This is a genomic window from Rhodococcus cercidiphylli (assembly GCF_033042225.1).
Taxonomy (GTDB): domain Bacteria; phylum Actinomycetota; class Actinomycetes; order Mycobacteriales; family Mycobacteriaceae; genus Rhodococcoides.
This window is the reverse complement of sequence record NZ_JAWLKE010000008.1, coordinates 23,443-49,409: the sequence shown is the minus strand read 5'-3', so window position 1 is coordinate 49,409 and position 25,967 is coordinate 23,443. Positions and strand designations below refer to the sequence as shown.

At 65.5% G+C, this 25,967-nt stretch carries 24 protein-coding genes; 7 read left to right on the top strand and 17 right to left on the bottom strand.

The window, feature by feature from the left end:
• Positions 1-30: 30 nt before the first annotated feature.
• Positions 31-1,647, top strand: a complete 1,617-nt coding sequence (locus R3P95_RS20515) for an HNH endonuclease signature motif containing protein (RefSeq protein ID WP_317549279.1) — start codon at positions 31-33, stop codon at positions 1,645-1,647.
• 7 nt (positions 1,648-1,654) lie between these two features.
• Here R3P95_RS20515 and R3P95_RS20510 read toward each other — a convergent pair whose 3' ends face one another.
• Positions 1,655-3,172 carry an acyl-CoA synthetase gene (locus tag R3P95_RS20510; RefSeq protein WP_317549278.1) on the bottom strand — a complete coding sequence of 506 codons (1,518 nt, stop codon included), beginning with the start codon at positions 3,170-3,172 and terminating at the stop codon, positions 1,655-1,657.
• 89 nt (positions 3,173-3,261) lie between these two features.
• Here R3P95_RS20510 and R3P95_RS20505 point away from each other — a divergent pair, with 89 nt between their 5' ends.
• Positions 3,262-3,801 carry a DUF2231 domain-containing protein gene (locus R3P95_RS20505; protein WP_317549277.1) on the top strand — a complete coding sequence of 180 codons (540 nt, stop codon included), beginning with the start codon at positions 3,262-3,264 and terminating at the stop codon, positions 3,799-3,801.
• 1 nt (position 3,802) lies between these two features.
• On the opposite strand, the gene R3P95_RS20500 is transcribed toward R3P95_RS20505, so the two are convergent.
• On the bottom strand, positions 3,803-4,246 hold the full coding sequence (locus R3P95_RS20500; protein WP_317549276.1) for a PASTA domain-containing protein: 444 nt from the start codon (positions 4,244-4,246) through the stop codon (positions 3,803-3,805).
• Positions 4,247-4,419: 173 nt separating this feature from the next.
• Between R3P95_RS20500 and R3P95_RS20495 the strand changes: the two genes are divergently transcribed.
• Both R3P95_RS20495 and R3P95_RS20490 read left to right on the top strand, forming a co-directional pair.
• Positions 4,420-6,717 (top strand): excinuclease ABC subunit UvrA, encoded by a 2,298-nt coding sequence (locus R3P95_RS20495; RefSeq protein ID WP_317549275.1) that lies wholly within the window; start codon positions 4,420-4,422, stop codon positions 6,715-6,717.
• A 74-nt stretch (positions 6,718-6,791) separates the two neighbouring features.
• Entirely contained in the window at positions 6,792-7,718 is a 927-nt protein-coding gene (locus tag R3P95_RS20490) for an ABC transporter substrate-binding protein (RefSeq protein WP_317549459.1), read from the top strand.
• Positions 7,719-8,174: 456 nt separating this feature from the next.
• Here the strand turns inward: R3P95_RS20490 and R3P95_RS20485 are convergent, their stop codons facing one another.
• The 9 genes from R3P95_RS20485 to R3P95_RS20445 are packed head-to-tail and all read right to left on the bottom strand — an operon-like array spanning position 8,175 to position 17,531.
• On the bottom strand, positions 8,175-9,365 hold the full coding sequence (locus R3P95_RS20485) for a CaiB/BaiF CoA transferase family protein (RefSeq protein ID WP_068282244.1): 1,191 nt from the start codon (positions 9,363-9,365) through the stop codon (positions 8,175-8,177).
• Positions 9,362-10,828, bottom strand: coding sequence for a dihydroorotase (locus R3P95_RS20480; RefSeq protein ID WP_317549274.1), 1,467 nt, complete (start codon positions 10,826-10,828; stop codon positions 9,362-9,364). Before R3P95_RS20480 ends, R3P95_RS20485 begins: the two co-directional genes overlap by 4 nt.
• 20 nt (positions 10,829-10,848) lie before the next feature.
• On the bottom strand, positions 10,849-12,222 hold the full coding sequence (locus tag R3P95_RS20475; protein WP_317549273.1) for an FAD-dependent oxidoreductase: 1,374 nt from the start codon (positions 12,220-12,222) through the stop codon (positions 10,849-10,851).
• The gene (locus R3P95_RS20470) at positions 12,219-12,851 is read right to left on the bottom strand and encodes a hypothetical protein (protein ID WP_094688177.1); all 633 of its coding nucleotides are present in this window, start codon (positions 12,849-12,851) and stop codon (positions 12,219-12,221) included. The genes R3P95_RS20475 and R3P95_RS20470 overlap by 4 nt, the downstream gene beginning before the upstream one ends.
• Positions 12,852-12,864: 13 nt before the next feature.
• Positions 12,865-13,569 (bottom strand): ABC transporter ATP-binding protein, encoded by a 705-nt coding sequence (locus R3P95_RS20465; RefSeq protein ID WP_317549272.1) that lies wholly within the window; start codon positions 13,567-13,569, stop codon positions 12,865-12,867.
• Entirely contained in the window at positions 13,566-14,288 is a 723-nt protein-coding gene (locus tag R3P95_RS20460) for an ABC transporter ATP-binding protein (RefSeq protein WP_317533730.1), read from the bottom strand. The genes R3P95_RS20465 and R3P95_RS20460 overlap by 4 nt, the downstream gene beginning before the upstream one ends.
• Positions 14,285-15,328: a branched-chain amino acid ABC transporter permease gene (locus R3P95_RS20455; protein ID WP_068047081.1), complete on the bottom strand. Its 1,044-nt coding sequence runs from the start codon at positions 15,326-15,328 to the stop codon at positions 14,285-14,287. The genes R3P95_RS20460 and R3P95_RS20455 overlap by 4 nt, the downstream gene beginning before the upstream one ends.
• Positions 15,325-16,314, bottom strand: a complete 990-nt coding sequence (locus R3P95_RS20450) for a branched-chain amino acid ABC transporter permease (RefSeq protein ID WP_094670731.1) — start codon at positions 16,312-16,314, stop codon at positions 15,325-15,327. Before R3P95_RS20450 ends, R3P95_RS20455 begins: the two co-directional genes overlap by 4 nt.
• Positions 16,311-17,531 (bottom strand): ABC transporter substrate-binding protein, encoded by a 1,221-nt coding sequence (locus R3P95_RS20445; protein ID WP_283347528.1) that lies wholly within the window; start codon positions 17,529-17,531, stop codon positions 16,311-16,313. The genes R3P95_RS20450 and R3P95_RS20445 overlap by 4 nt, the downstream gene beginning before the upstream one ends.
• A 210-nt stretch (positions 17,532-17,741) precedes the next feature.
• On the opposite strand from R3P95_RS20445, the gene R3P95_RS20440 reads away from it, so the two are divergent.
• Entirely contained in the window at positions 17,742-18,530 is a 789-nt protein-coding gene (locus R3P95_RS20440; protein ID WP_068051171.1) for an IclR family transcriptional regulator, read from the top strand.
• Positions 18,527-19,354 (top strand): HpcH/HpaI aldolase/citrate lyase family protein, encoded by an 828-nt coding sequence (locus R3P95_RS20435; protein WP_317549271.1) that lies wholly within the window; start codon positions 18,527-18,529, stop codon positions 19,352-19,354. The genes R3P95_RS20440 and R3P95_RS20435 overlap by 4 nt, the downstream gene beginning before the upstream one ends.
• A gap of 67 nt (positions 19,355-19,421) precedes the next feature.
• On the opposite strand, the gene R3P95_RS20430 is transcribed toward R3P95_RS20435, so the two are convergent.
• Positions 19,422-20,849: an MmgE/PrpD family protein gene (locus tag R3P95_RS20430; protein ID WP_317549270.1), complete on the bottom strand. Its 1,428-nt coding sequence runs from the start codon at positions 20,847-20,849 to the stop codon at positions 19,422-19,424.
• Positions 20,846-21,658 (bottom strand): cyclase family protein, encoded by an 813-nt coding sequence (locus R3P95_RS20425; RefSeq protein WP_317549269.1) that lies wholly within the window; start codon positions 21,656-21,658, stop codon positions 20,846-20,848. Before R3P95_RS20425 ends, R3P95_RS20430 begins: the two co-directional genes overlap by 4 nt.
• Before the next feature lie 178 nt (positions 21,659-21,836).
• Here R3P95_RS20425 and R3P95_RS20420 point away from each other — a divergent pair, with 178 nt between their 5' ends.
• The gene (locus tag R3P95_RS20420) at positions 21,837-23,204 is read left to right on the top strand and encodes an MmgE/PrpD family protein (RefSeq protein ID WP_317549268.1); all 1,368 of its coding nucleotides are present in this window, start codon (positions 21,837-21,839) and stop codon (positions 23,202-23,204) included.
• Here R3P95_RS20420 and R3P95_RS20415 read toward each other — a convergent pair.
• The 4 genes from R3P95_RS20415 to R3P95_RS20400 are packed head-to-tail and all read right to left on the bottom strand — an operon-like array spanning position 23,201 to position 25,945.
• A complete protein-coding gene (locus R3P95_RS20415; protein WP_317549267.1) occupies positions 23,201-23,731 on the bottom strand; it encodes an LpqN/LpqT family lipoprotein in 531 nt (176 codons plus the stop codon). The two genes, R3P95_RS20420 and R3P95_RS20415, sit on opposite strands and share 4 nt — an antisense overlap.
• A complete protein-coding gene (locus R3P95_RS20410) occupies positions 23,728-24,645 on the bottom strand; it encodes a hypothetical protein (RefSeq protein ID WP_317549266.1) in 918 nt (305 codons plus the stop codon). Before R3P95_RS20410 ends, R3P95_RS20415 begins: the two co-directional genes overlap by 4 nt.
• Positions 24,642-25,649: a WXG100 family type VII secretion target gene (locus R3P95_RS20405; protein WP_317549265.1), complete on the bottom strand. Its 1,008-nt coding sequence runs from the start codon at positions 25,647-25,649 to the stop codon at positions 24,642-24,644. Before R3P95_RS20405 ends, R3P95_RS20410 begins: the two co-directional genes overlap by 4 nt.
• Complete coding sequence (locus tag R3P95_RS20400; RefSeq protein WP_317549264.1) at positions 25,646-25,945, bottom strand: type VII secretion target; 300 nt, start codon at positions 25,943-25,945, stop codon at positions 25,646-25,648. Before R3P95_RS20400 ends, R3P95_RS20405 begins: the two co-directional genes overlap by 4 nt.
• Positions 25,946-25,967: the final 22 nt, after the last annotated feature.

The following is a 25,967-nucleotide window of genomic DNA, read 5'->3' as shown; positions in this document are numbered from 1 at the left end:
TTGTCGGTGGGTGGGTATAGCTTTCGTGGTGTGAAGACATGGGGGGATGTGTTCGGGCTCGGCGACCAGGATTTGGTCTCCGAGCTCGCTGGCGTGTCCTCCCTCGAAAACGAGCTCGCTGCAACGCGATTGACGCTGCTGGCGGAGATGGACCGACGCGGTCTTGCCATGAAACTCGGCTACTCGTCGATCACCCGGTGGTACGCGCGATCGGTGCGCATCACCGACGGGTCCGCGGCCCGTCAGATGGAGCTGGGGCAGTGGCTCACCGACCGGCCCAGCGTGTTGAACGCCCTCGCATGTGGTGACATCCACGCCGCGCACGCCTCGGCGATCGCCGACGGCTACGCCACCGTGGTGGTCGCCGACCCCACCCTCGACGAACAACGCCGCGACGCTGTCGTCGCCGAACTGCTCGAAACCGCCATGCGCAGCACCGCCGGGCAGGTCGCCTCCCGCGCGCAGGCACTGGCGCATTCCGCGGCCGAGGACGCCAGAGCCCGCCACGAGCAGGCCGAGAAGCAACGACAAGAACGGGAGCGGACACAGGAGCGGGAACGGGAGCGAGACCCTGCGAGCCGAGCTGACGCGGGTGGCGCGGGTGATGCAGGTGGCGCGGGCGAGCCCGAACCTGCTGGGCCCGAACCTGTTCCAGCTGGACCGCCGCCGATACCGGTGTCGGAGAACCCGGAGTTGAACCGTTTCGATGTTCACCCGCTTGCCAGTGGCCGCTTCCAGATGGGTGGCAACGTCGACCGGCTCCTGGCCGAGAAGCTGCTCACCGCGCTGTCGGCGTTGACCGCGCCGCAGCCCGGCCCTGGAGGTGAACGCGATCTACGTGGTCCGTCGAAGCGGCGGGCGGATGCACTCGATCGGATCCTCGACCGGCACCTGAGCGGTGGTGGCCGCGGATCGGCGGGCGGGTCGCGGGCATCGGCGCACCTGATCGTCCCGCTGCGGGACCTGCTCGCCGACCGCGGACACACGCAATCGAACAGCGCAACAACGGGTTCGACGACAGACGGTTCCGGTGGCGACTCACAGACCGGTGATACCGACACGCCTCCCATTGCTCGCGCTGACGGCGGGCACCACGTGAGTGGGAGTGTCGGTGCCGGTCCACGGACCGGTGATCCCCGCGGCGATCGTGTCGGTCCCAGCACTGGTGCCGGTGACCATTGCGGGCAGAAGTCTGCACCTGAGCCCGGTGATGCCGACTGGCCGTTCCACTTCGACTGGACCGGGCCAATGAGCCGCGCCTTCGCCGAACTCCTCACCTGCGACGCCGACCTCACCCCGGTCATCGTCGACCACCACGGCGTCCCCCTCGCCCTCGGCCGCACCACCAGACTCGCCAGCGACAACCAACGCATCGCCCTGACCATCCGCGATCGGTGCTGCGTGATGTGCGGCCGCCCCGCACAGTGGTGCCAGGCCCACCACGTGAAGTTCTGGGAACACGGCGGCCGCACCGACCTGAACAACCTCGCGCTGGTCTGCGGAGAATGCCACCGCCTCGTCCACCACGGCGACTGGCAACTGCTCATGGGCGACGACGGACACCCCTACGCCATCCCACCCGAATCCATCGACGCCACACGACAACCCATCCCCAGCTACCACCGCCGAAAACGTCGCGCAGCGTGACAACAGGTCAGCTGCGCAGCTCACGCTTGAGCAATTTTCCGCTCTGATTGCGCGGCAATTCGTCGACGAAGGTGACGGTCTTGGGTACCTTGAACGGCGCTATCCGCCCCTTCACGTGGTCGATCAACACCTGCGACGACAGCTCACTTCCGTCCTTGAGCACGACGACGGCCGTCACCGCCTCGATCCACTTGTCGTCGGGCATCCCTATCACCGCGACCTCGGCGACCGCCGGATGGGTGTAGATCGCATCCTCCACCTCGCGGGACGCGACCAGGATGCCGCCGGTGTTGATGACATCCTTGATCCGGTCGACCACGGTGATGAACCCTTCGCCGTCGCGTGTCACCAAGTCACCGGAATGAAACCACCCATCCGAGAACGCATCTGCCGTCGCCTCCGGCTTGTCCCAGTAGCCGTCGCACAGCTGAGGAGAACGGTAGAGAATCTCACCGGGCTCGCCGTCCGCCACGTCGTTGCCGTCGGCATCGACGACGCGGGTCTCGACGAAGAACACCGCACGTCCACACGACGCCGGCCGCGCCTCGTGCTCCTCGGGCTGCAATACCGTTGCCAATGGCCCGATCTCGGACTGCCCGAAGCAGTTGTAGAACTCGATGTCCGGGTACCGCTCACGCAGCCGAGTGAGAACGGTGACAGGCATGATCGACGACCCGTACTGCGCCTTCTTCAACGACGAGAGATCGCGCGTCGCCAGATCGGGGTGATTGGCGAGCGGAACCCACACCGTCGGCGCCAGGAACAGAGACTTGATCCTCTCCGCTTCGATGCGGCGCAGGATCTCCGGAACGTCGGGCCTGCGCATCAAACGGACGGTGGCACCCACCGACAGGTACGGGAGCATGAACACGTGCATCCCCGCCGAGTGGTACATCGGCATCACCAGCAGCGGATCGTCGTCCTGGGTGAACCCGAGCGCGATGACGCACGAGACGTACTCCGCGACCAGCGCGCCGTGAGACATCATCGCGCCCTTGGGTTTCGACGTCGTCCCGGAGGTGTAGAGCAACTGAGCGAGGTCGGTCGCATCGGCGACGGGGTCGGTCGCATCGGCGACGGGGTCGAGTTCGGAGCCGTCACCGTCTGTACCCAGCACGTCGGGAAGGGAGACCACGTGCTCGATGCTCAGCTTGCCGCGAACCGAATCGAGCGTGCCCGCCAACTCCGGGTCGACCAACACTGCCCGAGAACCCGATTGCTGCAACAGGTACTGCAATTCGTCGCCCACGAGCGCATAGTTGATCGGGACGTGCACCAATCCGGCTCGCGCACAGGCGAGGAACGCGACCACGTACGCGTCGGAGTTGACGCCGTACGCCGCCACGCGGTCACCCTTGTTCAATCCCAACGCGATCAGTCGTCGAGCGGCGCGGGTGACCGCGGTATCGAGTTCTGAGTAGGTGTGACTGCGTCCCTCGAATGTCACCGCAAGACGGTCCGGGAATTTCGCGGCAGACCGTCGAAGGACGCCGTCGACGGTGTTCACTCGTGTTCCGCTGCTCATCACCCGACGTTATAGGACGTCCAAGCATCTCGTGCCGTGTTTGGCTGCCCTCAGGGTTCGATCGATGCCATTGGGGCATGCGAGAAGGTATGACAGCGAAACAAGCCCTCGACAGCCTCGAATCTGCCTCGTTCCTCGACGGAGCAAGCAACGCGATCAACAGTGTCCTGAAACCCGCACTGGACGACACCGCCGTCGGCGCAGGTCTACGCGGCCGGTGGATCGGTCACCCCATCCACCCGGCTCTCGTCAACGTCACCATCGGAAGCTGGACGAGCGCCGTCGTCCTCGATCTGCTGAACCACCAGTCCAGGGCGAGCAAGCTGGTCATCTCCCTTGGGCTTGTGTCCGCGCCGGCAGCCATCGCCACCGGATGGGCCGATTGGTCGACGATGAACACCCGTCAGCGACGCGTCGGGATGATCCACGCGGCGTCCAACGCGACCGGCGTCTTCCTCTTCCTCGGCTCCTACTTGCGGCGCCGCAAGCAGACCGATGGCATCGCCAAGGCCCTGGCCGCTGCCGGTCTGGCAACGGCGAGCGTCGGCGGTCTCATCGGAGGCCACCTCGCCTACACCTCGACCGAGCAGGAACCGGCTCCGGCAGGCAAGCACAGCATTCGCCGATAGATCAGCAGTTGTTCGGCTCCCCGATCTTCACCGCGGACAGCAGAGCATCACCCTCACCGACGAGCACCCCTGCTTGCGGATCCTGCGCCACAACAATCCAGTTCGAGTCGTTGACCTGCATCCGGCTCGCACCGGACGCGTCGACGCTCCGGGAGTAGAAGATCCCCGCCGCCTGGATCGCGTTCTGGGCGGACTGCAGATTCATGCACACGACCGAAGGCATGGCGGCGAGGACGGGCTCTGCCGCGGGCGGCTCGGACGCGGTGGTGTCCGGGACAACGATCCTGTCGACCGGCGTCGGTGCGGGCGTGGTCGCCTCGACGGTCACGGTCACGGTCCGAACTTCGGGCTCGGCGGAGTCCGTGGATCCGCAGCCCGCGAGGACGAGCGCAGGAAGGGCAAGCGCGAGGACCGAGTGCACGCGGGAACGACTACTGCTCGTCATGAAAACCCTTCGACCGACCGATGGCCTGGCGCAACCGGTACCCATGAGAGATCGCCAGACCGGTAAGTCTGTTACTTCCCGTCCATCGGTGGCGTTTCCGTACACCGTACGGTAAGCTGCGTCGGCCCCGGGCGAACCAGCGTCGGGGGCGGCGAAAGGCGACCGAAGCGCACATGACCCAGGCCCAGCCGACGACACCAACTCAGCCATCCATCGACGAACTGTCCACCATCCTCGTTCGCGGAGCACGCGAGAACAATCTCCGCGACGTAAACCTCGACCTGCCCAAACGCTCGCTCGTCGTCTTCGCGGGCGTCTCAGGGTCAGGGAAGTCATCACTCGTCTTCGACACCATCGCTGCCGAAGCTCAACGGCAGATCAACTCCACGTTCACCGCGTTCGCGCAGACGTTCCTTCCGTCCTACGGCCGTCCCGACGCCGATCTCATCGCCAACCTGTCGGCCGTCGTCATCGTCGACCAGAAGCGCCTGTTCGGCGGCCCGCGCTCGACCGTCGGCACCATCACCGACATCGGCGACTGGCTGCGCATGCTGTGGTCCCGCGGCGTCACCCCGACGATCGGGTTCGCGAACGCGTTCTCGTTCAACGACCCGGCCGGCATGTGCCTCGAGTGCGAGGGGCTCGGCGAGGCGAAGTTCGTGGACCTCGGCGAACTGGTGGACGAGTCGAAGTCCTTGCGCGAGGGGCCGTTCAAGCATCCGGACTTCGACGTCGGCAAATGGCCGTATCGGGTGTTCGCCGACTCGGGCCTGTTCGATCTCGACGTCCCGATCGAGCAGTACTCCGCCCGCGAGCGCCACATGTTCTTCGACGCGAAACCCGGCGAGTTCGAGGTACTGAACCCCGATGCCGTCATGAAGAGCTACGAGGGGATCGTGTCCCGGTTCCGGCGCAGCTACCTGGCCAAGGACGCCGACGCCCTGAAGGGCAAGGCCAAGCTCGCGTTCGAGCGCATCGTCACGCGCGGCGTCTGCGAATCCTGCGGCGGCTCCCGCTACAACGAGACCATCCGCGGCGCGACCCTCGAGGGCCTGTCTCTGCCCGACGCGTTCGCGATGCAGGTGTCCGAACTCGCCGACCGCATCGACGGGTGGCAGATCGACGGCCTGGGTACCGTCACCGCCGAAATCGTCACGCAGCTGCGAAGACTCGTCGATCTCGGTCTCGGCTACCTCAGCCTGGACCGCGCAACGTCGTCGCTGTCGGGCGGTGAATCCCAGCGCATCAAGATGGTCCGGCACCTCGGAGCCACCCTCAACGACATGCTCTACGTCTTCGACGAACCGACCACAGGCCTGCACCCCCGGGACGTCCACCGTCTCGACGACATGTTGCTCGCGCTGCGCGACAAGGGCAACACCGTCCTCGTCGTCGAGCACGACCCCGAGGTCATGGCCATCGCCGACCGCATCGTCGAGATCGGCCCCGGCGCGGGAAAGGCGGGCGGCACGGTCGTGTTCGAGGGAACCTACGACGAGCTGCGCGACGCCGACACCAGGACCGGTGCCGCGTTGCGGCGCGAGGATGTCGTATTGCGTACTCCCCGAACCCCTTCGGGCTGGCTGAGCATCACCGGAGCCAGCACCCACAATCTGCGCGACGTCAGTGTCGACATTCCGCTGGGAGTCCTGACGGCCGTCACCGGCGTCGCCGGTTCCGGGAAGTCGAGTCTCATCCACGGGCACCTCCGTGAGGCCGCACCGGACGCCGTCATCATCGACCAGGCACCCATCCGCGGATCGCGGCGCTCCTCCCCCGCGACGTACACCGGTCTGCTCGATCCGATCCGTGCGTACTTCGCCAAGAAGACCGGCCAGCCGCCGTCGCTGTTCTCGCCCAACTCCGACGGCGCGTGCCCCGACTGCCAGGGCAGCGGTGTCATCTTCACCGATCTCGGGTTCACCGACCCGGTGACGAGCACCTGCGAGACGTGCCAGGGCAGGCGATTTCGGTCGGGCGCGATCCGGCACACCGTCGACGGCATCAGCATCGCCGACATCTTCGAGATGTCCGTCGAGGACGCTCAGGACTTCTTCGAGGTCAAGAAGATCCGCGACATCCTCCGCCGGTGCCGGGACGTCGGGCTCGGCTACCTCTCGCTCGGCCAGAACCTGTCGTCGCTCTCCGGCGGCGAGCGACAACGGCTCAAGCTCGCCACCGAACTGGTCGGGTCGTCACCGGTGCTGGTCCTCGACGAGCCGACGACCGGTCTGCATCCGTCGGACGTGTCGAACCTGATCGCGTTGCTGTCCGGGATGGTCGACGAGGGCAGGTCGGTGATCGTCATCGAACACAACCTCGACGTCATAGCCGCCGCCGACTGGGTCATCGACCTCGGCCCCGACGGCGGGCACAACGGCGGACTGATCACCTTCACCGGAACCGTCGACGAGTTGGTGGTCTCCGACACCCACACCGGCACGTACCTGGCACGGAGCCTGGGCCGGTGACCACAACCCGATAGTGTTGGCGCTCCAGGGGCATCGGACACACAGGAGTGGCAGTGCAGCGTCGATCGGCACGAATGATCTCAGCAGGGTTCGCGGTCGTCGCGCTGGTCGCGACCGGCTGCGGCAGCACGACGACCGACTCCCCGCCGGCAACCACCTCGGCCGCGGCGTCGAGCGGGGAGTTCCCGAGGACGATCGCGTCGGGCTCGGACGGCGGGACCGTCACCATCGACGCGATGCCTCGTTCGATCGTCTCGCTGAGCCCGACGGCGACGGAGACCCTGTACGCCGTCGGAGCGGGCGAGCAGGTGGCGGCGGTCGACGATCAGTCGGACTATCCCGCCGACGCACCGAAGACCGGGCTGTCGGCGTTCACGCCGAGCCTCGAGGCGATCGTCGCGTACGACCCCGATCTGGTGATCACCTCCACCGACCTCGGCCTGGTCACGTCCACTCTGGCCGAGGCCGGTATTCCGACGCTGCTGGTCCCGGCCGCGACGAGCCTCGACGACGCGTACTCGCAGATCGAGCTCGTCGCGGACGCGACCGGGCACGACGCCGAGGGCAACGCGGTGGTCACAGAGATGCGCGACCGAATCGATGCCGCCGTGGCGAGCGTCCCCGCGCGCGACGAACCCCTGACGTATTTTCACGAACTCGACGACACGCTGTACACGGTGTCGAGCGCCAGCTTCGTCGGTCAGATCTACGGTCTGTTCGGTCTGACCAGCATCGCCGACGGCTCCGGCGCAGGCGACTACCCGCAACTGTCCGCCGAATCGGTGATCACCGCGGATCCCGATGTCGTGTTCCTGGCCGACGCCCAATGTTGCGGCGTCACAGCCGAATCGGTTGCGACTCGGCCGGGGTGGGGATCGATGACCGCCGTCCGAGACGGCAGGATCTTCCCGATGGACGAGGACCTGTCGAGTCGATGGGGTCCCCGCATCGCGGACCAGGTCGAGGCCGTCGCCGCAGTGGTGCAGCAGATTCCGGCGTGAACCCAGCGACGGAGTAGCACGTCAGCCGGCCACGGCCCCCTTCCGATGTGGTGAGACAGGTTCCGGCGTGAACCCAGCGACGATCGGGTATCGCGTCAGCCAGCCACGGCCGCCTTCCGCTGCACTGCAGCAGATTCCGGCGTGAGCCCGGCGACGATGGGGTAAGGTGCTAATCGGCCAAGGCCGCCGTCCGATGTGGTGCGACAGGTTCCGGCGTGCACCCGGCGACGATGGGGTAACGCGTCAGCCGGCCACGGCCCCCTTCCGATGTGGTGAGACAGATTCCGGCGTGCACCCAGCGACGATGGGGTAACGCGTCAGCCGGCCACGGCGGCCTTCCGTCGTCGTGCAACAGATTTCAGTGTGAACCGAGGACCGGCCCGATAGCGTTCCATCGGCAATGGTCCCCCTCGGCAGTGCTGCCGAAGGGGACCGTTGCCGGGCACTGGCCGTGCTCTACACGACGCTGTCGCGCCGCATGGCCTCGATTTCGTCGGCGCTGCAGCCTATTTCGGTGAGCACCTCGTCGGTGTCGGCCCCGTGCTTGCGGCCGGTGTACCTGATGCGGCCGGGGCTGCCACCCATTCGCCACATGACGTTCTGCATCCGGACGGGACCGAGGTCGTCGTCCTCGACGGTCGTCACCATCTCGATGGCGTTGACCTGTGGATCGGACAACAGATCGCTCGGCTTGTAGACGGGAGCGACTGCGGCCCCTGCCTTCTCGAACTCGTCGATCACCACGTCCTTCGTCCGTTCGCCGATCCAGCCGCCGACGTACTCGTCCAACAGGTCCGCGTGGGCGGCGCGCTGACGCCCGGTGGCGAACCACGGTTCGTCGAGCACTTCGGGGTGACCCACCAGCACGAGCACGCGTTCGGCTATCGAATTGGCGCTCGTGGAGATGGCCAACCAATGCCCGTCTGCGGTCTTGTACAGGTTGCGGGGCGCGTTGTTGCTGGACCGGTTCCCGGTTCGCTCCTGATCGATCCCCAGCTGGTCTGCGTAGATGACGCCCGGCCCGACCGCGGCCATGATCGGGCTCAACAGATCCAGATCGATCTGCTGGCCGATGCCGCCGTTGTTGGTGCGGTGCAGCAGAGCCATCGACACGGCCGACGAGCCCGCGATCCCAGCGAGGGAATCGGCCAATCCGAACGCCGGAAGTGTCGGCGGCCCGTCGGCTTCACCGGTCAGGTGCGCGAACCCACTCATCGATTCGACGAGCGTGCCGAAGGCGGGCCTGGTGGCGTACGGTCCGGTCTGACCGAAGCCGGTGACACGCAACAGGATCAGGCCAGGGTTGAGCTCGGAGAGCACGTCGTATCCCAGCCCCCAGCGTTCGAGGGTCCCGGGCCGGAAGTTCTCGACCACCACGTCGGCCTCCGCGGCGAGGCGGCGAAAGAGCGCTCCGCCCTGCGCGCTTCCGAGGTCGAGGGTCATCGTCCGCTTGTTGCGACCGATCATCGTCCACCACAGTGGGTGACCGTCCTTGTCCAGACCGTGTCCGCGCATGCCATCCGGCTTGGTGGGGTGCTCGATTTTGATGACCTCGGCCCCGAAGTCGCCCAGGATCTGCGCGACGAGAGGGCCTGCCAGGATCGTCGAGATGTCGAGAACCTTGATGCCCTCCAGTGGGCCCGTCACAGGTACGGACGGTGCAGGTAGCGGCCTGCGGGAGCACCGGCGACGGCACCGTCGGCGAGTACCCGCTGACCACGGACGAACGTGTCGGTCACCTTGGCACCGAGCTCGAATCCCTCGAACGGCGTGTACTCCTGAGCCGACTCGGAATCCTCCGGTCGCACGGTCCAGGTGTGATCGGGGTCGATGAGGGCGATGTCTGCGTCCATGCCGACGGCGATGTCTCCCTTGCCCGGCAGCCCGTAACGGCGGGCCGGGTTCAGTGACGTGAGCTCGGCGATACGACGCCAGCTCAGGCCGCGCTTGCGTCCTTCGCTGACGAGACCAGGCAGCAGGTATTCCGCACCACCGAAGCCGGACTTCGCGGCGAAGATGTCGCCCCGGTCCTCGGCGAACTTCTTCTCGTCCTTGCAGCAGGCGTGATCACTGACGACCCAGTCGATGTCACCCGCGAGCAGGTGCTCCCACAGCGCTTCGACGTCGTCGCGCGGGCGCAGCGGCGGGTTGACCTTGCCGCCGAGTCCGTAGGCGGTGTCGATGTCGGCCAGTAGGTGCCCGATGGTGACCTCGCGGCGGAAGTCGACGTGCGGGAACGCCTTTGCCATCCGCATCGCCGCGGTCAATGCCTTGCGGGAGGACAGGTGCAGCAGGTTGATGTTGGGCAGCTGCGTCTCGTCGGCGAGGAACGACGCGATGGTGACGGCGAGGCCCTCGGAGTGCGGCGGCCGCGACGCACTGTAGGCCGCGAGGCCCTCGAGAGTGCCTTCCTCCTCGACGATCTTGGTGTACGCGCTCATGATCTCCGCGGTCTCGCAGTGCAGCGACAGCGAGATGTGATCGGCCTTGTCGCCCATCTGCTCTCGGGCAGCCTGGATGCCGCGCATGACGAACTCGAAGTGCGCCAGGTCGTATCGCTCGCCCTCGGGTGTCATGAGGAATTCGCTCTGATCGGTGGACCGGCCGTGCAGCCCGTGGCTGCCGTAGAACATGAAGATCTTGAACGACGTGACGCCGTGATCTGCGATGAGCGCGGGGATTTCGTCGATGTGTTCCTTCGACATCGGCGCGAGGTGGTACGCATAGTCGACGTAGGGGCGTCCCTCGGTGGCCGCGAGAACCTTGGGGAACACATCCGCGTAGGAACCACCGGTGTTCATGTAGTACTGCCCGGTCCGCATGTAGGACAGCGACGTGGTGACGCCGCCCTGGACACACGCCCGCGACTCGGTCTCGGCGTCGTCACCGAGGGAGTTGTAGATACCCCAGTGCTGGTGTGCGTCGACGACACCCGGGAACGCGACCTTGCCGGCCGCGTCGATGACGGTATCCGCTGCCAAGGCATCGATATTCGCTTCGATGCGAGTGAACTTGCCGTCTTCGATCAGCAGGTCCAGAAATTCGCCCTCGTCGGGGGCGTCGGATCCTGGTCGAACTACGCGCGCATTGGTGATCAACAGCGTTGACATGGTGGTCCTTTCGAATTTTTTCACAAGAGTTGGGTTGTTCGAAGCGAACTTGCCGCGAGGTATGCGAGTCCGAGCGCCGGGAGCAGTCCGTTCCCCGCGAGATACCCGGCAGCACCGTGGCCGGAGATGCCCATTGCGGCACCGCCCGAAGCGAACAGACCGGTGATGGCGGAACCGTCGGTGCGGAGAACACGTGCGTTCTCGTCGACGACGAGCCCGCCCTGGGTGTGGAACAACGCGGGCACGATCTTGATGGCTGCGTACGGTCCGGTGAGCGAATGCTCGAAAGAGGTGCGGCCGAACGGATCCGACGCCTCTCCCCGTGAATACTTTTGCACAGCGGCCAGCTCCTCCGCCACTGCCGCAGGTGGAAGCCCCGTTGCTGCAGCAAGGCCGTCCGTGTCGTCGGCCCACACCGCGGCACCCGAGTCGACGGTCTGCTGGAAGTCCTTGAACGACAGGCACTTGTCGTAGATCTCGCGGTCGATGACGACCCAGCCCTCCGAGCCCGGCCTGGCGGCCAGAATGGCTGCGTACTCGGAGTACCCGGTCGTCTCGTCACCGAACCGGTGCCCGGATGCGTCGAGCACGACGCCGCCGTGCATCACCGTCGCCCATCCGACGAGAGTCGTCGCCTGCTTCGAGAGTGCCGCGTGTCCCTGGTACGCATCCAGATACGCCGAATCGGCACCGAGACGGTGCCCGATGGTCAGCGCGTCACCGTTGGAGTGCTCACTTCCGTGATAGCGCGCCGCGGATATCTCCGGTACGTGCTCTGCCACCAACTCGGCGTTGGCACCGTAGCCGTTGGTGGCCAACAGGACTGCGCGCGTCGGAACTCGGTCGACGCTGCCGTCGGGCATCGTGATCGTCACGCCGTCGACGGCCCCGTCGGAATCGACGGACACATCGGTCAGCCGGGCGGGCATCAGCATGTCGATGCGCGGCTCGGCGGCGACCGCTCGCGCAAGATGCTCGAGCATCCCACTGCCGTGACGGCCTTCGACCGTGTGACAACGCAACTGCGAATGGCCGGGGTATGCGAAATCGGTGACGAGCGTGAGGGGCAGCTGCACGTGATCTGCGAGCCATTCCACCAACGGCGCACTGACATCGGCGAGGGTGGACGCCAGCCGCAGATCGGCAGTGCCCTTCGTTTTGCGCAGGACGTCGTCCAGGAACTGTTGCGGCGAATCGTCGATTCCGGCCGCTCGCTGCCACCGTGAGCCGGCACCGGGGATCATGGCCGTGGACATCGCCGTGTTGTTGCCCCGCTTGAAGTGCGCACTGGCCTCGACGACCAGCACGTCGAGCCCCAGCTCGGCTGCACGCAGAGCAGCGACGAGGCCACCGCCCGCGCCGGCCACCACCAGGTCGGGGCCGTCCTCGCTCACGCGGAGACCTGCAGCTCGGAACGCAGACCCAGCAGCCGCAACGCCGTGCCGGTCGGGTCCACCACCTGCGGTGACGTCGGTGGATCGACGAGATCGACTGCAGAGCAGGCATTGATGGCGATGGTGCAGCGGAGCTTGCCCGCGTGTTCGGAGACCGCTCTCCCCCACGTGCCGGTGTCTGCGATGTCGTGCACACCGAGCCCGAGTACTTCGGTGGCCTCGGCGACGATCCCGTAGAACCCGAGTCGGCGGTCCAGTTCCGCCGCGATCGCGTCGTTTCTCGCCAGTGCACCGATCCGGTGCCCCTGGGAGGCATAGAACGAGGCCGTCAGCCGGGTGAGGCCGTAGAGCGGCCGAGCGAACGAATCCGCTTCCTCGGCGCAGGGGTCGAGCACGCAGTCGGGCAGGAACCCGTCGGCGTGCGTGTCCGGCACGGAACGAAAGGCCTGTGACAGCACCTGTTCCGACCGTCTGACGTCGAGTTCGGTATCCAGTGCGCTCGGCGCGTCGGGCCCGATGTTGCGGAGCTCGACGGTGATCCCCGCGGGCGAAAGGTGGTCGTACCGATCCTGCCGGCGCTGCAGTTCTGCCGCGTCGACGTCGATCGGGGTGAAAGCCAAGAGATGCATGTGAGGTGAACTCCTAAATGCCGAGGTAGGCAGCTTTGACCCGCTCGTCGTGTGCCAGTTCGGGCCCGGTGCCGGTCAGCACGATGGACCCGCTCTCGATGACGTAGGCCCGATCGGAGATCGCGAGTGCCTGCGCGGCGTTCTGTTCGACGATCAGTACGGTCACACCCGAGTCACGGATACGCACGATCGCCTCGAGCACTTGAGCTGCCAGCTTGGGAGCGAGCCCGACGGACGGTTCGTCGAGTGTCAGTACTCGCGGCTTGGACATCATGGCGCGGCCGATGGCGAGCATCTGCTGTTGACCGCCGGACATGGTGTCGGCCCGCTGCTCTCGTCGTTCGGCGAGAATGGGGAACAGGGCATAGACCTGGTCGAGGGATTCCTTCACGCCGCTGCGCTTCTGGGTGTACGCGCCCATCTCGAGGTTGTCGGCGACGGTGAGGCTGCCGAACAACGCCCGGTCCTGGGCGACGTGCACCAGCCCCGCTCGCACGATCCGGTCCGCCCGCATCCCGTGAATCGCGTTGCCGTCCAGCATGATTCTGCCACCGGAGGTGGATACCATGCCGGACAGCGCACGCAGCGTGGTCGATTTACCCGCACCGTTCGCGCCGATCAGGGAGACGATCTCGTGCCGATCGACCGAGAGGTTCACCCCGTGCAGGATCTCGAGACGACGGTATCCGGCGTGCAGGTTGTCGATTTCGAGCATCATGCCGTCTTCTCCTCACCGAGGTATGCCTCGACGACGCGGTCGTCGGCAACCACCGTGCGTGGGTCGCCCGAGGTGAGCACCGCCCCCTCGTGCATGACCACCAGACGTTCGGACAGGGCCATCACCGCAGCCATGATGTGTTCGACGAACAGCACCGTCTGGCCCTGCTGATGCACCGTGCGCAGCAGTTCGATCATCGGTGCTCGCTCGGCCGGGACGAGCCCGGCGAGAACCTCGTCGAGGAGCACGACGCGTGGCTCCATGGCCAGGGCGCGAGCGAGTTCGAGTCTCTTCAGGCCTGCCGTCGACATGGTCGAGACCTTGCCGCCGACCTGGTCGGACAGTTGCACGCGGTCGAGGACGTCGAGGGCATGCTGCCGGGCGTCTTTGCGTGACTTGCGCTTCGACAGTGCGGCGATGGTGACGTTCTCGAGCACCGACATCGACTCGAAGGGGCGCATGAGCTGGAACGTACGTACCAGCCCGGCGCGCGCGATCTTGCTCGCCGGCCATCCGGTGATGTCCGTACCGTCGAAGATCACTCGGCCTGCTGTCGGGGGCTGCTCACCCGACAGCAGGGAGAACAGGGTCGTCTTGCCTGCCCCGTTGGGGCCGATGATGCCGAGAAATTCGTGCTCGGGCACGTCGAGGCTGACCTCGCGTACCGCGTGGATTCCCGAGAAGGATTTGCTCAGGTTCTCGATGGTCAACAAGCTCATCGGTTCCACCTCTCACGGATCGTGCCGAAGATTCCCTTGGGCAGGAAGATCACGATCGCGATCAGAATCACCGAGTACGCGGCGACGTCCAATCCGATTGTTCCCTGCAGGAATTCGAGGAAGGCGGGCGGGTTTCTGAGCAGTTCGTTGATCAACTCCGACAGCGGCCCGATCACGGCGGCACCGATGACCGGGCCCCAGATCGTTCCGATGCCGCCGATGACGGCCGGCACGATCGCTTCGACGGAAACCGCCGAACCGAAGGCCTGCTCGGGACCGACGAAGAAGTAGTACTGCGTGTAGTAGACCCCGGCTACGGCGGTCAGCGCACAACTCGCCGCCACGGCGATCAACCGATACTTCATCGTGTCGATACCGAGCGAGGCTGCAGCGGTTTCGTCGTCGCGGGTGGCCTGGACGAACTGCCCTGCGCGGGAACGGGTGTAGAAGATGGTGCCGAGAACCGCGAGCGTCAGAATGACCAGCGGAATCCAGACGTAATTGGGGCTGCCCTTCTCGAACTGCAGCATCCACCACGAATCACGCGGCAGGATGGGCACATTGAAGCCCTCGGTCTTGTTGAACACCTCGAGGTTCTGCACCAGCAGCAGAAACATCTGCGCGAAGGCGAATGTCGCCAGCGCGAAGTACGACCCGGCGAGTCGGTAGCGCAGGCACAGGTAGGCGATGAGTGTGCCCACCGTGGCCGAGAGGACTGCCGCGACCACCATCGAGATCCACGGGGAGATTCCGTGCTCGACCAGAAGATACGCACCGGAGTACGCACCGATTCCGAAGAACGCGGCGTGGCCGAAACTGAACATGCCGCCGAACCCGCTCATGATGTTCCACGCCACGGCCATCACGGCGAAGATCAACGTGCGCACGGCAACCGTCTGGGCCTGCTCGCCGAGGAGCAGCGGCAATGCCGCCACGACGACGAATCCGATGACCAGCGTGATCAATTGGCGGCGTAGCCACGTGTCCTTCAACCGCGGATCGTGCTGCACCGGTGTGGGTGCGCTTCTTGTCGTAGTCATCGGCGCGCTCCGTACAATCCTTCGGGCTTGAGAAACAGAACGAGAACGAACACCGCGAATACCAGGATCAGCGAACCCGTTCCGGGGAGGTACAGCGCGCCGACGGTCTGCACGAGGCCGATGACGAGCCCGCCGACCATGGCTCCGACGACACTTCCGAGTCCGCCGAGAACCACGATGACGAACGCCAGGATGGTGAATTGTTCTCCGACCGACGGCGTCAGGCTGGTGAACGGTGTCATCAACCCGCCCGCGACAGCGACGCAGGCTGCGCCGATACCGAAGGTGAGCGCGTAGACCCGACCGATGTCGACGCCGACGAGCTTGGCTCCCTCGGAGTTGGATGCGACTGCGCGGATGGACAATCCGAGCGGCGTCCGCTTCAGTACCGCGGTGAGCGCGACGGCGACCAACGCGGCCCCGATGAACGCGATCACTCGCGGCCACGACGCGACGGCACCGAGCACGTCGAGCGAACCGTCGATCGGAGCCTGCACCGATTGAGGCCGCCCACCGAAGATCATCAGCAGCACGTTGATGATCAGCAGCGACAGGCCGAGGGTGACCAGGAGCGGGCCGTCGTGACTGCCGCTGATGGTCAGTTTCGTCAACAGTGTCGCTTGCACGACCATGCCGAACAGGAACATCACCGGAACGGCGACCAGTGTTGCAACGTAGACCGGCAACCCGGCGGTGGACAGCGCGTAGACGATGTACATCGCCATCGTCAGCATCGCACCCTGGGCGAAGTTCACGATGCCGAGAACACCGAAGATCAGCGTCAGTCCGACGGAGATCAGTGCGTACACACCGCCGAGCAGGAGTCCGGAGACGACCGACTGCGTGACCAGGCCCTGGTCTTTTCCACCGACGAGGTAGATCACCGCCATGATGACGACGATCGCTGCTGCGACCGGGATACCGGGGTTGAGCCCCGCGAGACCTTTGTTCCCCGCCTTCTCCGCGGTCGAGGTAGCGGCCGTCACTGGCCGGCTCCTGCGGGGAACTCGATTGCGTCCGTTGCGAACTCTTCGGGGAAGACCTGAGCGACTGCACCGTCGCGAACCTGCATGACGATGACGGTGGCGTTCTTGTTCTGGCCGGTCTCGTCGAACTCGATCGGTCCGTTGAACGCGAGAAGCGGATCCTCGATCGACACGCCGGAGATGGCGTCGCGCAGATCCTCGGGATCACTCGACGCACCGTCGTTCAGTCCGGCCGCGATGACCTCGACTGCCTGGTAGGACAGCATTGCTGCGGTCTCCATCGGACGTCCGTATTCGGCCTCGAACCGCGAGCGGATGTCGGTGACGCGGTCGCTGGTGGCGTCGAAGTGGTAGTTGGCGCTCAACACGCCCTCGCCTGCTGCACCTGCGTCACTGGGGAACGAGCTGTCGTCGAACGCGCCGTTGGCAATTCCGTAGACGCCCTTGACGTTCAGGTTCAGCTGCTCGACCGCACGTGCGATCAGCAGCCCGTCCGGGTAGTAGCCGGTGGCGACGATGACGTCGGGGTTGGACACCGCAGCCTCACGCACCTGCGTGGTGGCGTCGGAGAAATTCGTTGCCGGGTAGGTGATTTCCTGTACCGACGAGATCCCTTGATTCGCGGCCTCGGCCTCGAACGCGTTGAAGACGCTGTCTCCGAAGGATCCCTCGATGTGCAGGTAGGAGACGCGGTCGATCGGCTGACCGGTCTGCTCCTCGATCGCGGCGAGCGCCTTGGCACCGTCGGTTCCCATGCTGGACGCATTCGGCTGCATGCGGAAGGAGTACTGGTAACCCTGGTCGAGAATCTTGTCGTCCACCGCCACATCGATCACGAGCGGAACCCGAGATCGCTCGGCAACCGAGGCGACGTTCTGTGTGACGTCGCTCTGGTACGTGCCGATGAGCGACACCGCGCCGTCGTCGATCAGCCGCTGCGCCTCACTCTGTCCGACCTCTGCCTTGCCCTGGCTGTCGCCCGACACCAACTCCAACTGCCGACCGTCCATGGACGAAATGCCGCCTGCTGCATTGATATCGGCCACGGCGAGGGCAGCACCGTCGTTCATCAGCCCGCCCACTCCCGCCAGAGCTCCGGTGGTGGGATGAACCGATCCGATCTTGATGGGGCCGGAGTCGTCCGAGCCGGTGGAGGAGCCACATGCTGCCGCACCCACGACTGCAACGGCTGTCAGCACGCCTACGAGCTTCTTCATTGTTGAGTCTGCCTTCCGCGCCCATCGGCGCCGAGTCGAACCACTGGGCGGAACCTACCGTTCCGCTGAGCGCACCATCAGATTGATGATTGATCTCGCTGAAATCGAGTATGGCACGCATCACGGCCTCAGAACAGGCTCTTCCGTCAATTTCTTGTTACGGGTATGGTTCGCTCAGCGGAACGCACGCACATCCGAAAGGTGACACTTATGGTCAGCAGGCCTGCACTGGAGACGTCGACGGGAACAGAGTCCGCCGATCGTGTCGCCGATGTGCTCATCGCCTTCGCGCAATCCGATCGGGCACTGGGCGTGTCCGAGATCGCTCGCACTCTCGACCTGAGCAAGGCTGTGGTGCACCGCATTCTGCAGTCGCTGGCATCGCGGTCGATCGTGCAGCCGGTTGCGGGCGAGTCGACGTATTCCCTCGGCCCGGCGGCGATCGGACTCGGCACCAAGGCGTGGAGCCAGCTCGACGTCCGGTCGATTGCGGCTCCCGTGCTGCGCGCGCTTCGCGCGAACACACGCGAGACCGCAACGCTGTCGGTACTCGTGGGGCACCGCCGTGTCTATCTCGATCAATACGAGAGCCCCCAGGAGGTGAAGATGGTGGTCGAGATCGGCCCTCAGTACGCGTTGCACTCGGGAGCCTCGAGCCGAGCGATCCTGGCGTTCCTCCCCGATCGATTCGCGGACGAGGCCTTCCAGGAACTTCGCAGCAGTTCCCCCGACGCCGACGAGACCCGCTTCCGCGCCCGCCTCGCAGAGATCCGCACCAACGGATACGCAACCTCGACGAACGAGCGAAACACCGGTGCCGCGTCGATCGCCGCCCCGTTCTTCGATGCCGCAGGGCACGTACTCGGATCGGTCAGCTCCTCGGGCCCCGCTTTCCGCTACTCCTCGTCCGCGGACGACGAACACATCGTTCATGCTGGTCAGGTCGTCGCGGCGGCCCAGTCGATCACCACCATCCTGGAAGCGCGTGCAGCTCGATGACCCCCACCTCCGCCCGGTCGTTCCTCTACGTACCGGCAAACAAGCCCGAGTTGTTCGACAAGGCCGTTGGCGGTGCCGCAGACGCGGTGATCATCGACCTCGAGGACGCGGTTCCAATGGCGGACAAAGACCGAGCGCGTGCCGACCTCGCGGGGTGGTTGGCCTCGACGCCGTCGACCGATACCCAGATCTGGATTCGCATCACCCCCGAATTCATGACGCAGGACCTCGAGGCCGTCGCCGGAGGCGGTGTCACCGGCATCATGGTGGCGAAGTGTTCGGTCGAGTCACTCACGCGCGCAGACCGATTGCTCACCGAGCACAACCTGCCCGAGGTCGAGCTGATCGGGCTGATCGAGACGGCGCACTCCTTGCGTGCTCTGCCGGAGATGGCTCGATGCAACAGAGTGCGAACATTCGGAATCGGTGAAGTCGACCTCCTCGCGGACCTGCGCATCACCCGTTCGGAATCGACGGAAGCGATGATCGACGCGCTTCGGCTGAACGTCGTGATCGACTGTGCTGCGGCGGGATTGACAGCACCGATCGCCCCGACGTCGACCGATTTTCGCGATCTGGACGGGTTCGTCGGCACCACGGCCCGTTTCGTGCAGATGGGTTTCCGTGGCCGGACGGCATTGCACCCCAGTCAGGTTCCGATCATCAATGCCGCGCTCACCCCGTCCTCGGACGACATCACCACAGCACGTCGACTGGTGGAGCTGTACGAGGTGTCTCGGGGAGGACCGACCGTCGACGACAACGGACGCTTCGTCGACGAGGCAGTGGTGCGGGGCGCACGGGAAATCCTCGCCCGGGCCTGAACCGACCGAACTGCAGCTCGGGCACCGCCACACGAGTGACGGCGCCCGAGCCGGTGGGACAACTGTTCTATTGCTGCGTGGTCGATTTCAGATCGGTCAACGGTGCGAGCAGTGTCCCGATGTCGGTCAGGTCCCCGAGCCGATCGCATCGGCCGGCCAGTTCCTTCAGCTCGACGTCGGAGAGGAACGGCCCCGCGTTGCTGGTGAACTTGGTCGAGACCTCACCGAAGGTCAGCGGCCGTTCGGGTCCGCCACGAGTGGTGAGCACCTCTTCGACCACTACTGTTCCGTCGGTCAGGGTTGCGGTCAGCACCGCCGGGAACTGATGCGGGAAGATGGCGTCGCACTTCGGGTTCGGAACGACGTCGACCTTGGCCATCAGAGCTCGCCGATCTGCTGACTTCGCCAACTCGTCGGTGTAGTCCTCGAGTGCTGCGCCGAGACCTCCCCCGCCGAGCAAGCCGACGACCACGGCGTACGGTCCGCTGAACTGCGCCATGTACCCGGTTTCGGGCGTGCGTTTGACGTCGATGGGTTCACCGATGGTCCGCAGGTTCGCCGCGGGCACTCCCAGCTCGAGCTTCTCGATCTGCTCCGGCCGGATTCCTCTCGCCCTCAGCGCTGCTCCTGCGTCTATTGCCGCGTGGGTGAAGTGATTGGCGGGGTACGGCTTGAAGAAGATTCCGGGAACGGCCCACTCGGAGCCGAGTCCGTCCAGAATCTCGTTGGCTCGGCCAGGCTCGTGCAGCCAGGCCTGGAAGAAGCCGAACCGTCCTTCGAGGACCGTCGGCGGCCCGGTGATCCCGTGTCGGGCAAGCCCTGCCGCGGAGAGCGCGGAATGCGCAGCCCAACCGCAGTGCATGCGCTTGACGGTGCCCCCGGTGCGGTTGGCCTCGATGATGCCCGACGCCATCGACGCGGCAATGCCCATCGTGTCGACGATCTGCTCCTCAGACGCACCACCGATGACAGCGGCAGCCACAGCGCTACCCATCGCACCGCAGATGGACGTCGCGTGCTGTCCGTGCTCGAAGAACACCGAGTTCTTGGTCTCCGGGTCGAACCCCGCCATACCGATGCGCACACACACTTCCAGCCCGATCGCGATGCCGCGGACGAGTTCTCGGCCGTCGGCACCGTGCTCCTGAGCAGCCGCAAGAGCCGCGGGCACGACACTGGCGCTCGGATGCAGGATCGATGGAAGATGCGTGTCGTCGAAATCCAGCGAGTGTGCGAGCACTCCGTTGACGAAAGCGGCGAGGGCCGGAGGGAGAGCGATGTCGAGGCCGACCGCGGATGCCGTTGCTGCCCCGCCTTGTTCGCGGGCCCATGCGGTCGCGGCCTTGCTCGTCTCGAGGTCGGTGGCCGCAACCGCGATCCCGAGCGTATCGAGCACCCGCATCCCCACCGAGGTGACGACGGCGTCGGGCAGATCCTGATAGCGGGTGGTCGCGGCGAAACGCGCCAGGTGCTGCGCAAGTGTGCGTTCGCTCATGCGGACGTCACAGCCAGCGGCCGTACCGGTGAACCCGTTGCGCCGAAGATGTTCAGGGGAACGAGAACGAACGTGAACTCGAACAGTTCCTGCTGCGAGAGCTCTTCGAGGTCGAGTGCTTCGATGATGTAGATACCGCTCTCCACCAACAGAACTCGGTGCGCGGGGAGCAGAGCGTGACCACCACCCGGGGCGAGCCGCTCGAACGCGATGGTGTCTGCACCTGCAGCGTGTACACCCCTGTCCGCCAGCCATTGCGCGCCTGCTTCTCCCACTCCGGGAACTCCGGACGGGCCGCCGACATACGGTGACCCCTCGGCGAACAACTGCCCCCATCCGCTGCGAATCAGCACGACATCGCCGCGTTCGATCTCGATTTTCTCTGCAGCACATGCCGATTGCAGATCATCGACGGTGATCTCGTACCCGCCCTCGCAGCGACCGACACCGAGGAGCCTCGGGATGTCGAGCAGCACGCCGCGGCGGATCATGGGTTCGATGGTGTGGACTCCGTGTTCGACATACTTGCCGCCCAGGCACGACTGCCCGGCATCGGCACCGCCGTGCAGCTTTCCGTCGTGGCTGACGTGAGCGAGAGCGTCGATGTGAGTGCCCACGTGCGTTCCGGTGGTGATCATGTCGTTTGCGGCGCTGCCACCGTCTGCTCGAGTCACGTCACCGTGCCTGCGCGGCAACGTATGCCAGAACTGCGGATGATTGGGCGACTGCGGCATCCCGACCCTCAACTGTCTACCGAGATCGACTGCGCGCACGCCCCCCTGGACTGCACGAAGAAGTTGATCGGACATTGCTTCGTCTCCTCGTTCGACGCTGCGTGCGTACCTCACACCAGCGTTGTTTTGTTTCGCTAGCCGGAACGGTTCTGAGCGGTATGGACTCGCGCCGGCGGTAGGCCGAGCCTAGCAGTCGGCAGGTTGCACGTCTCGATCATTGACTCTTTCTTTCCGAGCCTTCTACAGTCCAACAATGGACGGTTCAACGGCGTTTCGCTCAACGGAACACGTACTTGCGGTCGACGCGTTGGCCACCGCGATGGTCGAACTAAGGAAGTCACCCCTCCCCACGCCGCTCGGCGACCGAGCGCGGTTGATTCTGTTGGACCTGCTGGGCGTCACCCTTGCCGGTGCCCGCACCGCCGAGATGGTCGAACTACGGAAGAACTGGGACGCGGAACCAGGATCGACGTACCCGATAGGCGGAAGCACCGGCGCCACCATTGAGACTGCGGCCGAGCTCGACGCCATTGCATCGTGCTGCCTCGAACTCGACGAGGGCAACAAGTACGCCGCCGGACATCCTGCTGCGCATGTGCTTCCTGCAGCGATCGCCGCGGCCAGGCTGGCATCCACGCCGATCTCGGGCCGGGCCTTCCTGACGGCCGTCGTAGCGGGATACGAGGTTGCCGCTCGATTCGGCTGGGCATTGACCCGGCACAGTGCGTGGCACACCCATGGACACTGGGGTGCCACTGGCGCGGCCACGGCAGCCGCGTCGATTCGTGGTGCCGATGCGAACGAGGTTGCCGCGGCGATCGACTCGTCGTCTGCGTTGATTCAGGTAGCGCCCTGGGCGGTGGTTCTCGACGGCAATTTCTCGCGAAACCTGTGGATCGGCGGTGCCGCACGGGCGGGCGTGACCGCGGCCAGGCTCGCCCGGTCCGGGGTCGTCCACAATTCGGGGGCCATCGAGCACACCCTGGGCGCTCTGGTCGGGACATTGGACACCTCCCGACTGACCGAGGATCTCGGCGAGCGATGGCTCACGCTGGAGGGCTACACGAAACAGCACGCCAGCTGCTCGTACACACACGCCGCCGTGGACGCTGTGCAGAGCCTGCGCGCTGACGCCGAATGGTCCGCCGCCGACATCGAACATGTTCGGGTGCGGACACATTCGTTGGCGGAGCCCCTGTTCCGCCGACATCCGTCGAACAGGTTGGGCGCGATGTTCTCACTGCCGTTCGTGGTGGCCGCCGCGTTCGTGTCCGACGCGATAGACGTGGATTCTCTGGATCCCCGAGGTTCGGGCTTCTCGACGGCCGAATCGTTCAGCGCCCGAGTCGACGTCGCATCGTCGAGCGAGCTCGACGCGCTGCTGCCCGAGCGCCGAGCCGCCGAAGTGACGATCGAATTTCGGGACGGCACCACACTCTCGGCGACTGCCCCGAATCCGCTGGGCGACATCGACCATTTTCCGATGGATTACAGCGCGGTGCGCGCCAAGATCGCCCGCTTGGTCGGCGAATCCGATACCGCGGTCATCGAGGACATCGTCGACTCCCTCGGCGATACAGAGGACGTTGCGGCGCTGTTGCGCGCACTACCGATTCGCTAGCGTCGACCGATACGCACCTTGTCGACGAATTCGTCTGCAACACAGGACAATCTCTGTCGTAGCGAATCCGGCACGGTGACCGTCACCTGAACCAGGTACTGGTCGACGATGTGGTGGACGACGACGTAACGGGTCCGGGCGAAGAGCAACCGACCGGCGCAGTCGTAGCGACCCGCAATCGAGACGGACGGTAGACCGCAGAACGAACCTCGGTCGTGACTGATCTCGACCCAGCCGGGCAGTGCCCGCGCGTCTCCGAAGCCGCACTCCAGTAGGGCATCCGGGTCGACCGACCGTGCGAGCTTCCCGACCAGAACCACCGCATTCGGTACGAATCCGTCGACTGCGTTCGCCGGCGAGCACAGCACCGCGGTGGCGTGTGGGAAGTGATGCTCGGAAACAGCCTCCCAGTCCGGTAGCACCGGGAGCTCGAGCCCGAACCTGTCGCATTCGTCGCGGTGCACCGGTGCCAGTTCGACACCCTGCTGCTGGAGATAGGTGTATACCGTCCTTTGTCGAACCGTCACTGGACAGTGTGCCTTCCACCGACAGTCGTTGCGGCACGGTCGGCGCGGATACGCTCGCGCAGCCTGGGCGGGCGCAGCAACTCCCGCGCATCGTCGTGGCCCAGTTGCGCACGAGCCCAATGATTGTCGCGACACCACAGAAGCAGCGCGAGCAGCGAATTCGGTTCGACCTTCTTCTCACACGCCATGATGACCAGCTCCGGCTCGTCGGTCTCGCTCGATCGGCGCGAGACTCTGATCACCGGCAAGTCACCTCGGTGCGGTACTGCTGGATTCGGATGCTCCTCCAGGCACAGATCCGCAATGTCGCTCCAGGGCACGACCGACACGTCGTTCGACACCTTCCACCCACGACGTCGATAGATCTGTTGGACAACACCTTCGGGGTGCAGAGAGATCCAGGTGCGGTTGACGACGACGAACCCGAGCACGAACCACGCCAGGCATGCCGGCGCGCCTATCGCCGTCAGCAACTCTGCCCTCTCTTGGCGAGGGTCCGGTCCGTCGTCTCTGAATACGAAGTAGGACAGGCCCACCACCGACGCGAAGGCGAGTAGACCTGCCCGGACCACGAAGTCCCCGCGCCCGGGCACCAACAGACCTGCGCCGACGCCTGCAACGTCGACCCGCCGCACGAAACGTGACAATCGCGCAGCTCCGATGCCGAACATCGGCACCGCCATTCCCAAGGGAAGGAGCACGAAGAACGCGAGCCACAACAGTGCCAGGAGGCCGCCTGCGCCCGTCCTGGCAATCACAGGGACGGCAGCAACCAGCAGTCCCACCACTGCCGTACAGATGCCGAAAACCGCTGCGAGCCAGCCGAGGTGAACACTGCGCCACCTCCGCACCCACACAGGTCTCGGATTCGCTGTCGCAGGCATGTTCGCGCCTGTGTCCTCACGATCGGTCATCGCAGTGTCCATTCGAAGACCTTCGAGACGCCGTGGCTGACGGAGCCCCCGACCAGGGCACCCAACGCAACGCCTGCGGCAGCACCGGCAACCGTGCCCGGCCCGGGAAACACCGAACCCGCGGCGCTACCGACTCCCACCAGAGCACCGGTCACGTAGCTCGCAGCCGCGAGGCCGGCGGCGGTACTCGCCGTATTGACCGCAATCGCCTCAGCGGGGCTCACCCCCTCATCGATATCGTGGCCAATCGAGGGCACCGTTCCTGCCACCGCGCCGAACGCCCCCAACCCCCGACCGATGTTCTTGGCAACATCGTCGACGGAACCGACACCCGGAAGTTCGAGAGCCCTCCTCGTCACGTCGGTCATACCACCGATGACGGTGGCTGCAACGGTCGTCGGCCAATCCGGCATCCACGAGAAGGACCCGTCCGGGTTCTCGACGAACTTCCCGGCCGGACTACTGAGCGCAAGCTCGGTCAACAGCTTCGTGGGCTCGGCCAACTGCTGCGCAGCGTCGAGTGCGGCCCTGTCGGCCTGTCTCAGAGCTCCCTGAATGTCCTCGGTCAACTGCGCTGCAGCAGAGCGTAGTTCGTCGGCCTTCCGTATCTTTTCTTCACCCAGGACGTCCGGTATCAATGCGATCATCCCGTCTGGATCCACTACACCGTCGGCCCGAACGGCGAACCCGCTCGCCGTCGCCGCCGAGACCTGCGCCTGCAGGTGGGCCTTCGCAGCATCGACCAGTCCTGCTGCGGTCTCGAATGCTCTACCGAGTGAATCGATTTCACTGCACACCGAGCTCATTCGGGAGCATTCGCTCACCACACGCTCGGCTGCGGCGTCGGCTGCTTCGCCGGTCCACGTCTCGGCCAGTACGTCCTGCTCCTCGAGTACTCCGGTGCGCTGGCCGTTGACGCGCTCGACGATCTCCGACAACTCGATCATCGTCTTGCGCATCGACTCCGGCTCCCAACCCGCGACGTGCGGGACCGTCGGGGTCATTTCGGCTGGTCCATTGCTGCGAGGCGGCGGGCGAGTTCGTCGTCGGCGATCTCGTAGTTCTGCGCGACGCCGCGGGCGATGTCCGCGACGCATTCGGCCCGCCCGGCCAGAGCTGCAACAGCTCCGGCCGCCGCTGCTGCTGCCGCCGCACATGCTCCGTGAAAGTCACTACCCTGCAACGCATTCTCCGACGCACGGAACGGAGCAAGAGCATCCACCTCACGGATCACCCCGCCAGTTGCCGACAACACATTCGAGAACTGCCGCAGGATCGCTGGATCCACATTCACTGTCATGACGCTCCCCCGAGTTGCACCG